Origin of the sequence: Paenibacillus bovis (genome assembly GCF_001421015.2) — a bacterium.
Lineage (GTDB): Bacteria > Bacillota > Bacilli > Paenibacillales > Paenibacillaceae > Saccharibacillus > Saccharibacillus bovis.
In genome coordinates this window covers 3,569,248-3,586,822 of sequence record NZ_CP013023.1, presented here as the reverse complement: position 1 = coordinate 3,586,822, position 17,575 = coordinate 3,569,248, and the positions used below count along the sequence as shown (strand labels likewise).

Below are 17,575 nucleotides of genomic sequence, written 5' to 3'. Positions count from 1 at the left end.
ATAAGCTCCGCCTTTTTGTATGGTTGAAATTAAGAAGAAATACCGCCGGCGCGTACACGTCCGGATTTGTCATATACTTCTTTGAGCAGCATGGCAGGCTGCGTACGAACAGATGGTTTAGCATATACTGTTTCGTAAGGAGCAACGACTTTGATCTCGTCTTTGGTACCTTGAACAATCGCGTTGTCCTTGATAACTGCACCTTCAGCAATAATCGCATATTCGATATGAGCGTTTTTGCCGATAAAAGCTCCTGGCATAATCACACTCTCGATAACTTCAGCTTGTTTGCTGATCGTGGAATCATTAAATACAACCGAGCGCTGTACATTGCCTTCGAGAACCGCTTTGCTGCTGATCATAGAGCAATCAGGAGCTTCTGTATTCTGTGCATCGGATACGGTCTCCAGATCCGCTGAGAACATTGGCCAGTCTGTTCTTTTCAGTTCAAACTGCTTGCTGTGCTCCAGGATATCCATATGAGCTTCCCACAGGCTGTTGATTGTACCTACATCTCTCCAGTAGCCCAGGAATTCATAAGCTACCACTTTTTCACCGTCTGCCAGCATTTGTGGAATAATGTCTTTACCAAAGTCATGATTGGAATCCGCTTTGGCAGCATCCGCAACAAGATGCTGTCTCAGGTACTGCCAATCAAATACGTAAATTCCCATGGAAGCCAGATTGCTTTCCGGTTCTGCCGGTTTCTCGGAGAATTTGGTAATCATCATGCTGTCATCTACACTCATTACACCAAAGCGGCTCGCTTCTTCCCATGGTACTTCGACCACGGAGATGGTTGCTTTGGCATGATTGTCCTTGTGGGACTGCAACATTTCAGTGTAATCCATATGGTAAATATGATCGCCGGACAGAACCAGAATGTTTTCCGGGTTCAGGGCATCAATATATTCCAGGTTTTTGTAAATGGCATCTGCTGTGCCCATATATTCACCTGTTGTCTCGGAAGACAGAAGGGTAATGTTCATTTTTAGTGCATCTGTGGACCAGGAATCTCCCTGACCAATATGATCGTGCAACGATTCCGCTTCATATTGAGTCAGTACACCCACGGTATCAATTCCGGAGTTTACACAGTTGCTAAGAGGAAAATCGATAATTTTGTAGTCTCCGCCAAAAGGTACGGCAGGCTTCGCAACAATGGACGTCAGAGGTGCTAATCTACGTCCTTCACCTCCGGCCAGCAGCATAGCGACGCATTCTTTGTTTGTATTTTTCATGTCGTTTTCCCTCCCATTTTCATGACAACGCTCAGTTGACAATGTATTAGTTTTATAAACCTGCAACATAGCCCTTGAAACAACAGGATTGTAAAATATTATCAAAGCCGAAATTTTGTTCCCCTGTTTTACGCCATTAGATGAAGCAACATAATTTACAGTGACTGCCTATTTTCAATCGTGCTAAAATGGGGTAATAATCAAGGTTAAAAGCTGATAGCCATTTTGGTATCAGGCTTCGGCGGTGTTTACTACTAGTGGAGGTGATATTTTGGTACAAAAATATACAGAATATAAATTGCCTACTGAAGAAGAAATTTATCTTTTTCATGAGGGAACCAACTATCATGCGTATCGTCAATTTGGCTCTCATTTGACGTCTGAAAAAGGACAAAAGGGTGTCAGATTTACCGTATGGGCGCCTCATGCCAAACAGGTCAATGTGGCAGGAGACTGGAATAACTGGGATGGGCAGGAATATCCTTTACATAAGTTAGATGAATCGGGGGTATGGAGCGGCTTTGTCGCCGATATCTCCGAAGGAACAGTATACAAATATGTGATCACTTCATCGAGCAACGATGTTTTTTTCAAAGCGGATCCGTTTGCCGTTCATGCCGAAGTGCGTCCGGCTACAGCTTCGGTAGTCAAATCACTGGACGGTTACAAATGGAAAGATGCTGCCTGGAAGCGCAAGCGTCGTCTGCCATATCAGCGTCCGCTGAATATTTACGAAATGCATTTTGGCACCTGGCGTCAAAAAGAAGATGGAAGTCTGTACAGCTATACAGAGCTGGCAGAACTGCTGGTGCCGTATCTGGTCGATATGGGATATACGCATGTAGAGCTCATGCCGTTGACAGAGCATCCTTATGATCTGTCCTGGGGCTATCAGAGTACCGGCTATTTTGCGCCAACCAGCCGCTACGGAACGCCGCAGGAGCTAATGTATTTTGTGGATACCTGTCATCAGGCAGGTATTGGTGTGCTGCTGGATTGGGTACCGGGGCACTTTACCAAGGATGCACATGGTCTGCGTATGTTCGATGGTACGCCGCTGTATGAATATGCCGATCCTGACCGGGCAGAGAAGCGTGGCTGGGGAACATTATCGTTCGATTTTGGCAAACCGGAAGTTCGCAGCTTCCTGATCTCCAGTGCGCTGTACTGGATGGATATGTATCATTTTGATGGATTGCGGGTAGATGCGGTAACCAGTATGATCCGTCTTGATTTTGAACGTGAAGGTGGAGGATGGAAGCCCAATCAGCATGGCGGTGTAGAAAATCTGGAGGCGATCTCCTTTTTGCAGCAGCTGAACAAAACGATTTTCCAGTATCATCCGTATGCGCTGATGATGGCGGAAGAGTCTCATGCATGGCCGGGGGTGACCAAGCCTGCTCATGAAAATGGACTTGGATTTAACTATAAATGGAATATGGGCTGGATGAATGATACGCTGGATTATGTGGAAGCTTCGTTTGAAGCCAGACCATCCAAGCATAACAAACTGACTTTCCCGCTCGTCTACGCCTACTCGGAGAATTTCACCCTGCCGCTGTCACATGATGAAGTAGTGCATGGCAAAAAGTCATTGCTGGATAAAATGCCGGGTACGTATGAACAAAAGTTTGCCGGTCTTCGTCTGCTGCTTGCTTATCAGATGACCCATCCCGGCAAAAAGCTGCTGTTTATGGGCGGCGAATTCGGTCAGTTTATCGAATGGAAAGATCAGGATCAGCTGGACTGGCTGCTGCTTGACTATGAAATGCATCAAAAAGCACAAAATTATACCCGTGAGCTCAATCAGCTGTATCTGAACTCGCCTGCACTCTGGGAACGGGATCATGATTGGGAAGGCTATGAGTGGCTAAACGCGGACGATGCACAAAACAGTGTCATCACCTATATGCGTAAAGGCAAAAAGCCTGCGGATACGCTGCTGGTTGCTATCAATTTCCAGCCGGTACCGCGAGTCAATTATCGTATGGGCGTACCCAAGGCAGGAACCTACACCGAGATATGGAACAGCGACGAACCAAGATTCGGTGGAACAGGTGGCAGAACGGTGCAGACTGCTGCATCCGAGAAAGTCGAATGGAACAAGCAGGAAAACAGCATTACACTGAATCTGCCACCGCTCAGTGCGATCATCCTTAGACGAAGTACAGCCAGACGCAAGAAAGTATAGATACTTGATTGTTTCCCGTTTTACTGTACAGATTCACCATGCAGACCAATTCAAGTTAGGGAGGATATAAGGATGAATATTTTATTTGCAGCAGCCGAGGCCAACCCTTTTATCAAAACAGGAGGTCTGGCTGACGTTATTGGAGCGCTGCCGGCAGCTCTGAAAAAAGAAAAATGCGATGTTCGTGTCGTTATGCCCAATTACAAAAGTATCAGTGAATCCGTACGCAACCAGGCAACACTCGTAACCGTCATTCAGGTGCAGATTGGCTGGCGCAGCCAGTATTGCGGCATTAAGCAGTTCAAGCAGGACGGTATTACATTCTATCTGCTGGACAATGAATACTATTTTGGACGTGACGGCGTATATGGCTATGGAGATGACGCAGAGCGGTTTGCTTTCTTCAGCAGAGCAGTTCTGGATATACTGCCAGCCGTAGACTTCCAGCCTGATATTATTCATTCGCATGACTGGCATACGGGTATGATTCCGCTGCTGCTCAAAGCCCAGTATCATTCGGTTCCTTTCTATTCGAATATCCGTACTGTCTTTACTATTCATAATCTGCTTTATCAGGGAACTTTCCCTTATTCCGTATTATGGTCGCTGTTCGGTCTGGATGATCGTTATTTCCATGCAGAAGGAGTAGAGTATTACGGAAATGTGAGTTACATGAAAGCAGGAATTGTTTTTGCTGACAGGGTAACTACAGTAAGCCCTACATATGCGGAAGAGATTAAAATGCCGTATTACGGCTACGGCCTGGATGGCCTGCTTCGCTCGCTGGGTGGCAAGCTGCGTGGTATTGTAAACGGAATTGATACCAAAAGCTATAATCCGGCTACTGATCCGTATCTGTCTTCCCATTATCGCAGCGGTACCAGCAAACGGCTGGAAAATAAAAAAGCGCTGCAGGAAGAACTGGGTCTGCCGGTCGATCCCAAGGTTCCGGTTATTTCCATGGTAACCCGCCTGGTAGAATCCAAAGGACTGGATTTGATTACCCGTGTGCTGGATGAACTGCTGTACTATGATAATGTACAGTTCGTACTGCTGGGTACAGGAGAATCGGCTTATGAAGACTGGTTCCGTGAAGCCGTGTATCGTCATCCAAGCAATCTGGCAGCGGAAATCCGCTTCAGTGAAGGGGTGGCGCGCCGGATGTATGCCGGCAGTGATATGTTCCTGATGCCGTCCAAGTTCGAACCATGCGGGATCAGCCAGCTGCTCGCTCTGCGTTACGGCAGTATTCCGATCGTACGCGAGACTGGTGGACTGAATGATACTGTCCATTCCTATAACGAAATGACAGGCGAAGGGACAGGTTTTACTTTCCATTCGTATAATGCGCATGATATGCTATATACGATCCGCCGTGCGCTTTCCTTTTATCATCAGCCCAAGCATTGGAAGCAGGTTATGAAAAATGCCATGGGTGGAGATTACAGCTGGCAGACTTCTGCCAGAGAATACATGGACGTCTATCGCGAAGCACAGCAATAATCGAATAGCTTCGCCGGATCACGATTACTTTAACTGCATATGCTAATTATCTATATATAGCTATTTTGCTGACTAAACGACATACGGCTGTTTTTCTACAATGATTGATATGTAGGAAGCAGCCGTATTGTTGTATTTGGAGTAATTGCAGAGTGATTCGCAGATAGAGGATAATGGTGAAAATGAATAATACGTAGTGTCTATTGGTTTATAGGTGAAGTTAACAAGCTTTTAGTAATAAGTGATGGACCTATTGGTGCAAATTAATAGATACACAGACAATTGGAATCTACTACAGTCAAGCAATGATTTGCCCATCAAGAGGGAGAGTATATAGAGGATGAATGAAGTGATTATTAGCAGCCAGGAATACGCTGAACTCCGAAAAATCAAGCATCATTACCAGAGTATTATGAACTATACCAGTGATCTCATCAGCCGCCATTCATTGGATGAGAGCTCTACCTATTTGGATGTATCTCCTTCATGTGTAGAGTTAATGGGCTATACACCCGATGAGCTGCTTGGAACCAGCGGATTTGCCTACGTTCATCCGGATGATTTTCAGCAGGTCGTTCATCAGATTCAATCCGAGCTAATTGATAACCATTCAGTAACGGTAGTATACCGTAACCTGCGCAAAGACGGCTCTTATTTCTGGGCAGAAGCTGTCTGCCGTCTGGTCAAGGATGTCAATGGTAATGAAATTGAACTGCTGGCGATTATTCGGGATATCAGTATACGCAAAGTGATGGAAGAACAGCTGCAGGATCGGGAACGACAGCTTCTGCTTTTAACCAATCATACAACCGACTTTTTATCCCAGCATAAAGCAGATTATGGAGCTACCTATGTATATGCTTCACCGGCTTGTGAACCTTTGTTCGGCTATACAGTAGAAGAAGTAATGGGTACCGACGGACTGAGTTATATTCATCCGGACGATCTTCCCCATGTACGTGATTATCTGGAGAATATCGGTCACGGCAAGCTGACCAATGCGTCCGATGCAGTCAGTTACCGATACCTTCTGAAAAACGGATCGTATATCTGGGTCGAGAGTACCTGCCGATATATTTATAATGAGCAGGGTGAACGGGAATACATTATTGGAGTGACCCGGAATATTCACGAACGACGTGAACAGGCGCGCAGGCTAAAAGAAAGCGAAAGCCGGTACAAGTCCCTGTTCGAATTCAATCCATTGGGTATTCATGCACTCAGTCTGGAAGGGTACTATTTATCGGCAAATGCCAGTTTTCAGAAGATGCTCGGATATACAGAGGAAGAACTGAAGCGCAGTTCATTTGAAAAGCTCGTCTATGCGGAAGATCTGGAATGGACCAAGTCCAATTTTGAAAAAGCCAAGCAGGGGCAGACACGTCTGTATGAACTGCGAACGATTCACAAAGATGGACATCTGGTAGATGTCGAGGTCACTAATGTTCCGATATACGTGGGAGATGAACTGGTCGGTGTCTATGCGATTGTGCAGGATATTACCGAAAGTAAAAAGAACCTGAACCAAATTTACAAATTAAGTAATGAACAGAAGCTAATTTTGGGATCTGTGTCCGAAGGTATATTCGGTATTGATCTGAATGGACAAACGACCTTTGTCAATCCGGCAGCTGTAAAGATGTTCGGTTATGAAGAAGGGGAAATGCTGGGACTCAAACTGCTGCCTCATATGGAGCAGAGTGAACCCGATGGTAGCCCTATTTTGTCTGGAAGTACGCCTATTCTGGATGCGCTGCAACAGGGGGAAACTCGTCAGCGTGACGAAGCAGTCCTCTGGCGCAAAGATAATACCAGTTTTCTCGCTTCTTATCAGGTAACACCGATTATCGATCATGGGCAGCGGATAGGTGCTGTTATCGTGATTCGTGACCGCACTGAAGAGAACAAGATTATTCAGGCGCGCGAAGTAGCAGAACAGGCAGATCGCGCCAAATCGGAATTTCTGGCGATTATCAGTCACGAGCTCCGCACACCGATGAACGGTATGATCGGTATGATGGATCTGCTTCGCGATACCCTGGAGACTCAGGAGCAGCAGGAATATGCAGATATCGTTATGGATAGCAGTAATGCTCTGCTAAAAATAGTAAATGAGCTGCTTGATTTCAGCAAAATTGAAGCAGGCCGTATGGAGCTGGAATATGAGCCGGTTCATTTAGAAGAATTGCTGGAGCAGATTACGGAGCTATTCGATAAGCCTGCGTTGGATAAAAATATTACCCTGAATACAAGGCTGGACCCTACACTGCCCGAGTCTATTATCAGTGACGGCAACCGTCTGCGTCAGGTGCTGATTAACCTGGTGGGCAATGCGGTCAAGTTCACCGATGTGGGCGGTGTCATGTTGTCGGTACAGAGAAAGCCGCATCCCGATTGCAGCCTGATTATGATCGAGTTTGCTGTTCAGGATACCGGTATGGGTATTCCAGCCGATCAGCAAGCCAAGCTGTTCCAGCCTTTTTCCCAGATTGGAACAGCCAGACATGGAGGCACAGGACTGGGCTTATCTATCTGCAAAAAAATCATCGAGCTAATGGGTGGAGACGTTCAGATGGAGAGCAAGGAAGGGCAGGGGGCGACTTTCTCCTTTACCCTATTGCTGAATGTGGAAGATTATGCAGGACTAAGTACAGAGCTTCCGGAATCTCTCCCCCAACTGGAACAGGATAAAGGAAGTTATGGACCGCTGCGCATTCTGATTGCCGAAGACCATCTAATTAATCAAAAGCTACTGCGTACGATTCTGACCAAAAAAGGGTACCAGCCGGATATTGTTTATAATGGTCAGGAGGCCGTTACTGCAGTCAGCCAGCAGGATTATGATATTATTTTCATGGATGTAAATATGCCCCATATGGATGGGATTCAGGCGACGCGCCTTATCCGTCAAATGGACGGGCTGGATCATCAGCCGATTATTGTTGCGGTAACCGCTTTTGCCCGCAAGGAAGAGCGCCAGCTCTGTATGGAAAGCGGCATGGAAGATTTTATTCCCAAGCCGCTGCGGATCAGTGATGTGGAACAAAGCCTGGAGAGATGGGCAAAAGTGATCTATCAGCGCAAATCTAGAGGATAAGGATTTTATTTCAGATGATTTGAATGTTTATTTTGCAAGTATGTGAATAATATATTTATAGGTGCTGTTAAGCTAGAAAAGGATGTCTGGTACGTATACAGGCATCCTTTATTTTTATTGCACAGGAGAGATTGGATAAGTTGTAGATGGGATACACCATGTAAGAACACAGAGCATCCCGGTAAATGGTTTGTACTGGAGGTTTACTTTAAAGCGATAAACCGCTATACTATAAAAGTTGATAATAATTATCATTATCAATCAATCAAGTTTACATATGAAGGAGACTTACACTATGAAAGTACATCAATGGATTAAAAGCCTGTTGATCGCAGGTACATGTACAGCTATCCTCGCGGGCTGTGGAAATGCTGCAAAAAGCACAGGAACTTCATCAAACAGCGGTGCATCTGCTACTCCAGCAGTATCCGCGATTACGATAGAGCATGATATGGGCAGTACTACACTTCAAGCACCTGCCAAAAATGTAGTCGCGCTCGAATGGTCTTTTGCCGATGATTTGCTGGCACTGGGGATTACACCGGCAGGTATTGCCGACGATAACAAACCCGAAGCAATGAACAAGCTAGCTGGAAAATCGATTGAGTATATGCCAATGGGTGAACGGGAAACGCCAGATTTGGAGAAAATCGCCGGTGTTGCCCCCGATCTGATTATTGCAGATACCGATCGTCATTCCAAAATTAAGCAGCAGCTGGATCAGATTGCTCCTACCATTGTACTGAACAGCCGCAAAGGATCATACGAGGACAGTCTGAAAGATTTTGAAGTGATTGCCAAAGCCGTAGGCAAAGAAGAAGAAGCCAAGCAGCGTCTGCAGCAGCATGACCAGATCATGGCTGATCTCAAAAAACAGGCGGATGCTCTCAAAGAAAAAAGAGTACTGATCGGTGTAGCGCGTAAAGATGGCTTCAATGCTCATACTACTGCTTCCTATGCAGGCGCTGTTTTGCAGGATCTTGGTTTTGATAACGTAGTAAAAGGAACAAGCGCGGATCCGTATCCAGATACCAATCTGGAGACAATTACTTCACTGGACCCGGATATCATCTTTATCGCTACAGACGATTCCGAAGCGATTACGAATGAGTGGAAAAAGCTGCCGGTATGGAATAACCTCAAGGCTGTCAAAAACAATCAGGTATATATGGTAGACCGTGATATCTGGACCCGTTTCCGCGGAATCACACCCGCCGAGAAGATTGGGCAAAATGCAATAGATCTGCTTACCGGTAAGGCACAGTCCAAGTAAAACAGAATGGAGCCGAGACTTATCATCGGATACATGTGATATTTTCATATAAAAAGTGCGCAGTCGCCTGCTGAACAGGGAACTGCGCACTTTTTATGTATAAAGATCGATACTTTCTGATTTATGAAAAGAATGTGAATGATTTTATGAAAGACCATGATCCAGGTTTGATTATCTGAAGGAATTAAGTCACCATTTCATACTAGCCATACTAGCCATACTAGCCATACTAGCCATACTAGCCATACTAGCCATGGCGGATAGGGATTAGTTATACTGCCTGCCTTTTGGCTAACAGTCTGCTTTTATACAGCACTCTGCACATTGCGATTTTGGTAGCGCATAATTAATAGATACGCTGCTCCAAAAGCCAGAATAATCAGCCAAACCGGAATACGCGGATCAAAAGTATATGCCCAGCCGCCGATAATACCTGCTGGTGAAGTGATCAGCAGAATCAGTACGGACAACATGGAGAAAATTTTAGCCCGCTTCTCATCGTCTATCGCATTGGCAACAGCAGCCTCCAGATAAGGAGAACTGATCATCATGCCGACAGCGGCTATAATGGTACTAGCAGCGATCCAGCCCAGATTCGTAGTCGGCCCGATCACCAGCATCAGATTGGATAATACCGATAGCAGGAATCCAGCCATCATCGACTTGTAAATAGCCTGCTCCGGAATACGTGGCGTGAGCAGCCAGAGCACCAGCAGCATTACAACAGAAGATACCGCAGGTACGAGCGAGATCAGATCGCTGTCTACATTAAGATAATCGGCCATGTAGAGTGAGAGATAGGTCGTTTTGAGCGTCGTCTGAAAGTTAAACAATACATAGACACTGAAGATCAGCAGCAGGGTTTTGCTGGCGGTAATCTCCTTGATTGCTCCCGCGTAGTCGATCAGACTTTTGCCAAGACCAAGCTCGCGGGTTTCCTTCATTTTGCGGTAGCCCATCTCGGTCTCACGCGTAGTCAGATGCCTGCCAACGAATTGAAACGTCATCAGTAAAAATGCGAGCGCATACATAATTCTGGTGCCGGGGACCAGACCATAAGCGTAGACAAGCAGACCGCCAAGCGGAGCAAACAGACCCCCGATTACACTAATAATCTGCAGCAGTGTAAAAACATAAGTACGATCAGCCGGCTTGGTATCCTCGACGACCAGGCAATAAAAAGCAGTCGAAGGCACACGCTGAAATCCATTCACCAGCGCAGCAGCAACAAAAAACCAGACATTTTGCGAGACCGCCCACAGAATGGCAGCGATACTCCAGCTTAGTATATCAAAATACAATACGGCCTTTTTACGACCCATTCGGTCGGTCAGATACCCACTGATAAAAGAGGAGAATACCTGTACAATCAGGCTAAGTGTCGTGATCCAGCCGATAGCCGTCTCGCTTACACCAAGTTCATACATATACAGGGTGGCATAGGTCATCACCATGCTGTAAGGAATCAGAAAAAAAGGTTCAAAAGCAAGACAGCCGCGGCTATTGCCTTGCAAGCGTGGAAAAAAGGTGCGTGTCATAATGTGTTAGTTCCTCCGGTAGTAGGTAAGATAGTAGCAGGAAGGAGAATTATTAAATGTTATTGTACTTCTATTCTCCTTGTTTGAACAATTATTGAATCGGTATGTAAACTAATCTACTATTTTTAGCATAGTCGTTTCTAAAATCTCCTTTCGGTTTTAAATTTGTTCTTATTGTATCATAAGCTCTTTTTGCATGGTCTATCTTAATGTATTGGATAATTGGACAAGACGATCTTAATAGAATATCCTCGATGAATAGCAGGAGAATTTGGATATTAAAAGACTATAAATGGAATTACAATTGTAAATGTTTGTTTACTGTGAATAAAGCAATAGGAGAATAAGTGAATTGAGAATAGAAATCGAGAAAACAAATATAGTGCATGGTAACTGTAAGGTGCATTTTTCAACAGAGTATGGTAAAGCAGTAGCTTATTGGAACGGGGAATTACCTGAAGAAGGTAAAGCTTATATTGTTGAGATCGAAATTGAAGAAATACTCGTGTTGGGAGAGAATCTGGAAATATGCGATGAATATCAATTTCGGATAGGCATGGAAAAAGAAACAATCTATCTGACAGGTTATCTCGAATCGATTGAAGAGGATGGTTATGCCATTTTAAGGTTGGGAGAATCTATAATCTCTCTGGAAATAAAAAGCCCTGTTCCTTCTGGGAGTTTTGTAAAAATATTATTGGATAAAATAACTTTATTTGATGTAAAGTACTGAAGAATAGATGTAATATCCCTATTTGATTAGCAGTATGTATTTCGAAATTTTTGGTGCTTGGGAAGAGAGGGGCCTGCTAATGTTTTACTTTATTTATAAGGAATTTACCGAAGAATGGTACTATGAATCAGATGAGAACGGAATTGTATTGAGGCAAATCGTTAAACAAGAAGGGAAAAATTCTAAACTATCCAATCAAAGAGATTCTCAATTTTATATGGCTGAACATCCTATTGATTTGGCAGACTCTATGCTGGATCCATTACAAAAAGCAGATTTTGAAAATGAATGGGTCAAATTGAATGCTGATTATATGAGTGAATGGGAACAGACCAAAAAAGAAAATGTGGTAGGGCAAGAAGTAAAAGCTGTAATTGAAGTCATATATCCTCAAGGAATAATTGTACGATTAAATCACACCAAATATCCAGGATTGGCTTCTTATGATGAATTTGCTCAAAACGCTCAAGTTAAAAATATTTACCCTGATATAGAGATGATCGCTACGATCAGTGGTTATGATGACTCTAATGGTTGGATCAAGCTTAAAAATGCACGGTTACCAATCGAATAACAGGATAGCTTATGGAAAAAGGATACTGATGATCATATTGATCATCAGTGTCCTTTTGTTGTTGTTTTCATTTTGTCGAAGTGTCTCAAAGTAATAAATGATTACAAAGCACTAACGCAGTTATTCACCACCGCCGCCACCGCAAGAACTTCCGCCGCTGCTGCAGGAGCTGCCGCCACTGCACGAACTGCTGCTGCATGAACTTCCGGAAGAGTGATTATGTCCATCATGCGAGTGATGCCCGTACGTATCATTCGTTGCCGAATATCCGGTACCGCAGGAAGAGCCCGAGTTGTTTTGCTGCTGCTGTACATCTGAGGGGAGATGGGAATGCATCACCGAGCTGAAATTCCATGGATTATCATGGGAATAATATACGGCAGCAGCACTTGCTGTGCCGAGTCCATAGCGATCTGCATATGCAGGCATATCGTCACTGTCTGCATTACTATCCCGGCGCGAACGATCGATGCGTGTACCAGGCGGAGTATGGTTCAGTACCGCCTGACTGTGAGCGCGGAAGCGCTGAATCAGATAATCGATACCTTCCCGTGCCTCCGGAATATTCGTATAGGCAGCTCCATTAAATAGCGAATACTCTGCCTGATGCGGGTTAAACGCCAGCATATTGTTCATCATATCCTTATCCAGCGGATACTGGAAAAAGCCTCCCCATATATAGGCATTGGCTCTTGTAATCGGAAATAATTCCGCATAGGCCCAATCAAACAATGCCCGCTGATCGGGCTGGAACAGTGATCCGCCATGTGGGGAATGATGCAGCATATATCCATAGAACCGATCACAGAACTGTTGGTACTCTCTCGTAAACATCAGCATTTCATGCCAGATATCATCTACCCTTGAACTGAACATAGGCATCTGGCGAAACAGGGCGCATATCAGCAGATATCGCTTCATCTCCGTCCAGCGCCAGGCCCATTCTTCCTCGCTTAGTTCAGGATGCTCGGTCAATACACGTTGACGAAGTTGATGCTCATAATCGAATGGCAGCGACTGCTCCAGCCGCCGTGCCAGTGGTTCACATGGATGTCCTGCTGGCACCAGATTCGATGGCGGCATACCTACCTTTTGGAAAAAGCGTCCATTCACTCTGCCTGTACGACCATATCCCCGAAGATTTCTCGAACGTACAATGATAATGATCAGCACAGCAAGTAGTATAAAAAATACAATTGTCATACAAAACCTCCAGTCTTGTTGCACCCTGACTGTGAATAAAGCAAGCGTCAGGGTCATAGGGACGGATCGGTATTCAGTTAACATAGAACAAATCCTTGATCTGGCAGAAAAAATAATTGCTCTATGCAGAAGACAGCAGTTGAGTCACGGTTAACACAAGAGTCAACATAGTTCGTACACTCTATACCAAAATTAATACAATAGGGAATACATACAAAGGTTAATATTCAAATTAAAGCAGCGGTTTGAACAGAAAGTGATTGCTGTCAGGTGCTTGAGCATGCTTTTTACTATTGTTCCGGTGCAATCAATTCGAAGCATTTACTTTAGCGTCGAACTCTGCACGAATACGTGCCAGCAGATCCGGCTGGGTCATTACATCAAAAGCAGTCTCAGCGAGCAGGGTAGCGGTAAAGACCATGGCTTCCAGCGCTTGCGGCTCCTGAGCACGATCACGGAATCCGATGCTGTGCAGCTCATGCTTCTCATCTGTAATCTTCACATATGGGTGAATAGCCGGACAGCGTACCGATACATTGCCAAGATCCAGTGAACCGGCATCTTTACCCGAATGGATCTCTTCGCGACGGATGCCATGATTCAGCAGGTTATGGGTAAAAGTCTCCGACAGCATCTGGTTGGTGATCAGCTCGTCATAGGAATATTCGTAATTGGAGATTTCCAGTCGACAGCCTGTCTGCAGAGCAGCTCCCTGAGCGACCTGTTTGACCCGTTCTACCAGCTCATTTGTGTAGCTGCGGCTGCCAGAACGAACATAGAATTGGGCAGAAGCATAATCAGGAATCACATTGGCTGCAACGCCGCCGTGATTGATAATGCCATGAATACGTGTATCGCTGCGCGTCTGCTGACGCATCGCATTGATACCGTTAAATAATTGCAAAATAGCATCCAGTGCATTGATCCCGTGCTGCGGACTGGCAGCGGCATGAGCCGATTGACCAAAATATTCAAACTGCAGGGCATCCATAGCGAGCGAGATCCCTGATTCTTCATAAGCATAATAAGGATGGGCCATCATCGCAAAGTCGCAATCATCGAACATTCCAGCTGCTGCCATCGGAACCTTGGCACCGCGTGTTTCTTCGGCTGGTGTACCATAGACGCGAATCGTACCGCCAATCTCGTCGATAACCGATTTGAGACCAATTGCAGCACCGGCACTCATCATGCAGATCAGATGGTGACCGCACGCATGTCCAATCTCGGGCAGTGCATCATATTCACACATAAAGGCAGCAATAGGTCCAGGCTTGGCTGCTGTATAGGTAGCAATAAAAGCAGTCTCGATATCCAGCACAGGCGCTTCGATACGAAATCCGTGGGATTCTAGCTCTTGTTTGAGCCGGGCAGAAGCTTTGTATTCTTCATTACCCAATTCGGGATTTTGCCCGATATAGGTGGATACCGCTTTGAACGCTTCGGCATGCTGCTGAATATGCTCGCTTATTTTGGTTTTGAGTAGGGTAGGATTCATGGATGTATACTCCTTTTATGTATAATGGTATAAATAGTGCCAATAACAGTAAACCTATCCTGTCATTGAATAGTCTGACTCCGACTATACTTCATTATAACGGATTATTAGGCTACTTTGGATATAACCTGAGTATAGCATACAGGTACTTTACCGATGAAACCGTTCTCTTTGAAAAATGAATGAAATATATACAAAATGATTGAATAATCATACAATTTCATTTATAATAACCCGGTTGAGTGATATGCGAGCAAGTCATAAAATGTACAACAAAATGCAAATTATTTTAACAGAGTAAAGGAGATAGAAGGTTGAAAGCACTAAAACCATGGTTTGCATGCTGCCTGAGCATGCTCATGTTGTTCTTTACAGTAATTCCGCTGGCTTCTGCGGCACAGGACAACCAGAAAGTCATCACGGTCGGTCTGAGCGCAGACTTCCCGCCGTATGAATTCCACAAAAAAATTGACGGAACAGACCAGATTGTCGGTTCCGATGTAGAAATTGCCAAGCGGATTGCTGCTGATATGGGAGCGACCCTGCAAATTCAGGATATTCCGTTTGACAGTCTGCTGCCGGCGCTGAACAGCGGTCGGATCGATATGATTATTTCGGGGATGACCCCGACCGAAGAACGTCGTCAGAACGTGGACTTCTCCGAATCGTATTATATTTCCCGCCAGGTGATTATGACCCGTGTGGAAGACAAGGATAAATATACATCGGTAGACAGCCTGCAGGGTGCAGCGATCGGTGTACAAAAAGGTTCTATCCAGGAAGGCATCGCCAAAGATATCAAGGGTGCTAAGCTGACTTCTGTAGATCGCATCGCCGATATTGTATTATCTCTTGAATCCGGCCGCGTAGATGCTGCTGTCATGGAAGGCCCGGTTGCCGAGGGTCAGGTCGCGAATCATGACGATCTGGCAATTACATCCGCTACGATTCCGGACAGTGATACCGAGATGGCGATTGCCGTGAAAAAGGGCAATGCCGAGCTGCTCGGTCATATTAATGGCACTCTGGCTAAATTGAAGCAGGGTGATCAGGTCAAAAAGTTTGTTCAGGATGCTACAGCTCTGAACTCGGGCGAACAACAAAAGTCCAATAACATTTTCACTATTTTCTGGGACTACCGTCAGTACTATATCAAAGGTATCCAGTATACACTGCTGCTGTCGGCGGCAGGCGTACTGTTCGGTTTCCTGATTGGTCTGGTAGTTGCACTGTTCCGCTTGTCCAATGTAGGTATCCTGCGCTGGATCGCTGTAACGTATACCGAGATTCTGCGTGGTACGCCAATGCTGGTACAGCTCTTGATTATTCATTACGGAATTGCCCAGACATTCCATATTGAATTCAGTGTACTGGAATCGGGTATCATTACATTATCCATTAACAGCTCGGCTTATCTGGCAGAGATTTTCCGTGCCGGTATTCAGGGTGTGGATCGTGGACAGATGGAAGCGGCCCGTTCACTCGGTATGTCTCACGGAATGACGATGCGCAGCATTATTATTCCGCAGGCGGTTAAGAGTGTACTACCGGCAATCGGTAATGAATTTATCGTTATTATCAAGGAATCATCGATTGTTTCCTTTATCGGGGTAGCTGATCTGATGTTCCAGGCGCAGGCTGTTCGAAGCATTACCTATTCGGCGCTGAACCCGCTGCTGATTGCTGCAGCGATTTACTTTATCATGACGTTCGTGCTTTCCAAGCTGCTTGGAATGCTGGAAAGGAGATGGAGTGTAAGTGATAAACGTTAAAGGACTCAAAAAGTCATTTGGTAAAAATGAAGTACTGACCGGTATAGATGTGGAGATTGCCAAAGGTGAGGTTGTCGTAGTGATCGGGCCGAGTGGATCGGGTAAAAGTACGTTCCTGCGCTGTCTGAATCTGCTGGAACAGCCGACTGCCGGCGAGATTTATTTCGAGGATGAGCTGATCACCCAGCGTAAGTATGATATCGATAATGCCCGCAAAAAAATGGGCATGGTCTTCCAGCACTTCAATCTGTTTCCGCATAAGACGATTCTGCAAAATCTGACGCTCGCTCCGATCAAGGTCAAAAAGACCAATCCGGCAGAAGCGGAAAAAATCGCTATGGATCTGCTGCATACGGTCGGTCTGGAAGATAAAAGAGATACGTATCCCAACCAGCTGTCCGGTGGACAAAAGCAGCGGATCGCGATTGCACGCGCACTGGCGATGCAGCCGCATGTGATGCTGTTCGATGAGCCTACGTCTGCACTTGATCCCGAGATGGTCGGAGAAGTATTGGAAGTTATGCAGAAGCTGGCACACGAAGGAATGACCATGGTAATCGTCACGCACGAAATGGGCTTCGCCCGTGAAGTAGGCGACCGTATCATCTTCATGGATGGCGGACAGATCGTGGAACAGGGGCCACCAGAGCAGGTATTCGGTGCTCCGACCCATCCGCGTACCCAGGATTTCCTGAGCAAGGTACTATAAAAATGCAAAGTAAGATGCTATCAATTAAAATAGAAACGGCGAGCGGCTTTCAGCCTATCTGTGAATACCGTTTCTATGTATAAATGAATAGAGTATTGCATAAAATGGTTATTCCGTTTTATAAATTATCAACAAAAAGCATGCTGTATCACGGTCAAGAATTCTAGCCGGATACAGTATGCTTTTTACTTGCAAACAAATCAGCTAGTGATAAGCGATGATTTGGAGAATCTGCCGCGTGTT

12 protein-coding genes are annotated in these 17,575 nt (G+C 45.3%); 8 read left to right on the top strand and 4 right to left on the bottom strand.

Annotated elements, in window-relative coordinates; all coding sequences use genetic code 11:
* Positions 1–29: 29 nt before the first annotated feature.
* Positions 30–1,241, bottom strand: coding sequence for a glucose-1-phosphate adenylyltransferase (locus tag AR543_RS15190; protein WP_060535311.1), 1,212 nt, complete (start codon positions 1,239–1,241; stop codon positions 30–32).
* A 271-nt stretch (positions 1,242–1,512) separates the two neighbouring features.
* On the opposite strand from AR543_RS15190, the gene glgB reads away from it, so the two are divergent.
* The 4 genes from glgB (at position 1,513) to AR543_RS15170 (ending at position 9,305) form a co-directional block, all read left to right on the top strand.
* Complete coding sequence (gene glgB / locus AR543_RS15185; protein ID WP_060535310.1) at positions 1,513–3,432, top strand: 1,4-alpha-glucan branching protein GlgB; 1,920 nt, start codon at positions 1,513–1,515, stop codon at positions 3,430–3,432.
* Positions 3,433–3,504: 72 nt separating this feature from the next.
* A complete protein-coding gene (glgA, locus tag AR543_RS15180; protein WP_060535309.1) occupies positions 3,505–4,935 on the top strand; it encodes a glycogen synthase GlgA in 1,431 nt (476 codons plus the stop codon).
* 340 nt (positions 4,936–5,275) lie between these two features.
* A complete protein-coding gene (locus AR543_RS15175; protein WP_060535308.1) occupies positions 5,276–8,032 on the top strand; it encodes a PAS domain S-box protein in 2,757 nt (918 codons plus the stop codon).
* 295 nt (positions 8,033–8,327) lie between these two features.
* Positions 8,328–9,305 carry an ABC transporter substrate-binding protein gene (locus AR543_RS15170; protein ID WP_060535307.1) on the top strand — a complete coding sequence of 326 codons (978 nt, stop codon included), beginning with the start codon at positions 8,328–8,330 and terminating at the stop codon, positions 9,303–9,305.
* Between the two features lie 305 nt (positions 9,306–9,610).
* Here AR543_RS15170 and AR543_RS15165 read toward each other — a convergent pair whose 3' ends face one another.
* Complete coding sequence (locus AR543_RS15165; protein WP_060535306.1) at positions 9,611–10,843, bottom strand: MFS transporter; 1,233 nt, start codon at positions 10,841–10,843, stop codon at positions 9,611–9,613.
* A 352-nt stretch (positions 10,844–11,195) separates the two neighbouring features.
* Here AR543_RS15165 and AR543_RS15160 point away from each other — a divergent pair, with 352 nt between their 5' ends.
* Both AR543_RS15160 and AR543_RS15155 read left to right on the top strand, forming a co-directional pair.
* Positions 11,196–11,576 carry a hypothetical protein gene (locus AR543_RS15160; RefSeq protein ID WP_060535305.1) on the top strand — a complete coding sequence of 127 codons (381 nt, stop codon included), beginning with the start codon at positions 11,196–11,198 and terminating at the stop codon, positions 11,574–11,576.
* Between the two features lie 34 nt (positions 11,577–11,610).
* The gene (locus AR543_RS15155) at positions 11,611–12,150 is read left to right on the top strand and encodes a hypothetical protein (protein WP_158523977.1); all 540 of its coding nucleotides are present in this window, start codon (positions 11,611–11,613) and stop codon (positions 12,148–12,150) included.
* A 120-nt stretch (positions 12,151–12,270) separates the two neighbouring features.
* Here AR543_RS15155 and AR543_RS15150 read toward each other — a convergent pair whose 3' ends face one another.
* Together AR543_RS15150 and AR543_RS15145 are read right to left on the bottom strand one after the other, a co-directional pair.
* The gene (locus tag AR543_RS15150) at positions 12,271–13,353 is read right to left on the bottom strand and encodes a glycine-rich domain-containing protein (RefSeq protein WP_060535303.1); all 1,083 of its coding nucleotides are present in this window, start codon (positions 13,351–13,353) and stop codon (positions 12,271–12,273) included.
* A gap of 307 nt (positions 13,354–13,660) precedes the next feature.
* The gene (locus AR543_RS15145) at positions 13,661–14,851 is read right to left on the bottom strand and encodes a M20 family metallopeptidase (RefSeq protein WP_060535302.1); all 1,191 of its coding nucleotides are present in this window, start codon (positions 14,849–14,851) and stop codon (positions 13,661–13,663) included.
* A 314-nt stretch (positions 14,852–15,165) separates the two neighbouring features.
* Between AR543_RS15145 and AR543_RS15140 the strand changes: the two genes are divergently transcribed.
* A complete protein-coding gene (locus tag AR543_RS15140; RefSeq protein WP_418304198.1) occupies positions 15,166–16,623 on the top strand; it encodes an ABC transporter substrate-binding protein/permease in 1,458 nt (485 codons plus the stop codon).
* Entirely contained in the window at positions 16,610–17,332 is a 723-nt protein-coding gene (locus tag AR543_RS15135) for an amino acid ABC transporter ATP-binding protein (protein ID WP_060535301.1), read from the top strand. Before AR543_RS15140 ends, AR543_RS15135 begins: the two co-directional genes overlap by 14 nt.
* Positions 17,333–17,575 lie beyond the last annotated feature (243 nt).

Coding starts and splice junctions, on each gene's coding strand:
- AR543_RS15145 (WP_060535302.1), bottom strand. CDS start 14,851: ATGAATCCTACCCTACTCAAAACCAAAATAAGCGAGCATATTCAGCAG.
- AR543_RS15170 (WP_060535307.1), top strand. CDS start 8,328: ATGAAAGTACATCAATGGATTAAAAGCCTGTTGATCGCAGGTACATGT.
- AR543_RS15175 (WP_060535308.1), top strand. CDS start 5,276: ATGAATGAAGTGATTATTAGCAGCCAGGAATACGCTGAACTCCGAAAA.
- AR543_RS15150 (WP_060535303.1), bottom strand. CDS start 13,353: ATGACAATTGTATTTTTTATACTACTTGCTGTGCTGATCATTATCATT.
- AR543_RS15165 (WP_060535306.1), bottom strand. CDS start 10,843: ATGACACGCACCTTTTTTCCACGCTTGCAAGGCAATAGCCGCGGCTGT.
- AR543_RS15155 (WP_158523977.1), top strand. CDS start 11,611: ATGTATTTCGAAATTTTTGGTGCTTGGGAAGAGAGGGGCCTGCTAATG.
- glgA (WP_060535309.1), top strand. CDS start 3,505: ATGAATATTTTATTTGCAGCAGCCGAGGCCAACCCTTTTATCAAAACA.
- AR543_RS15190 (WP_060535311.1), bottom strand. CDS start 1,241: ATGAAAAATACAAACAAAGAATGCGTCGCTATGCTGCTGGCCGGAGGT.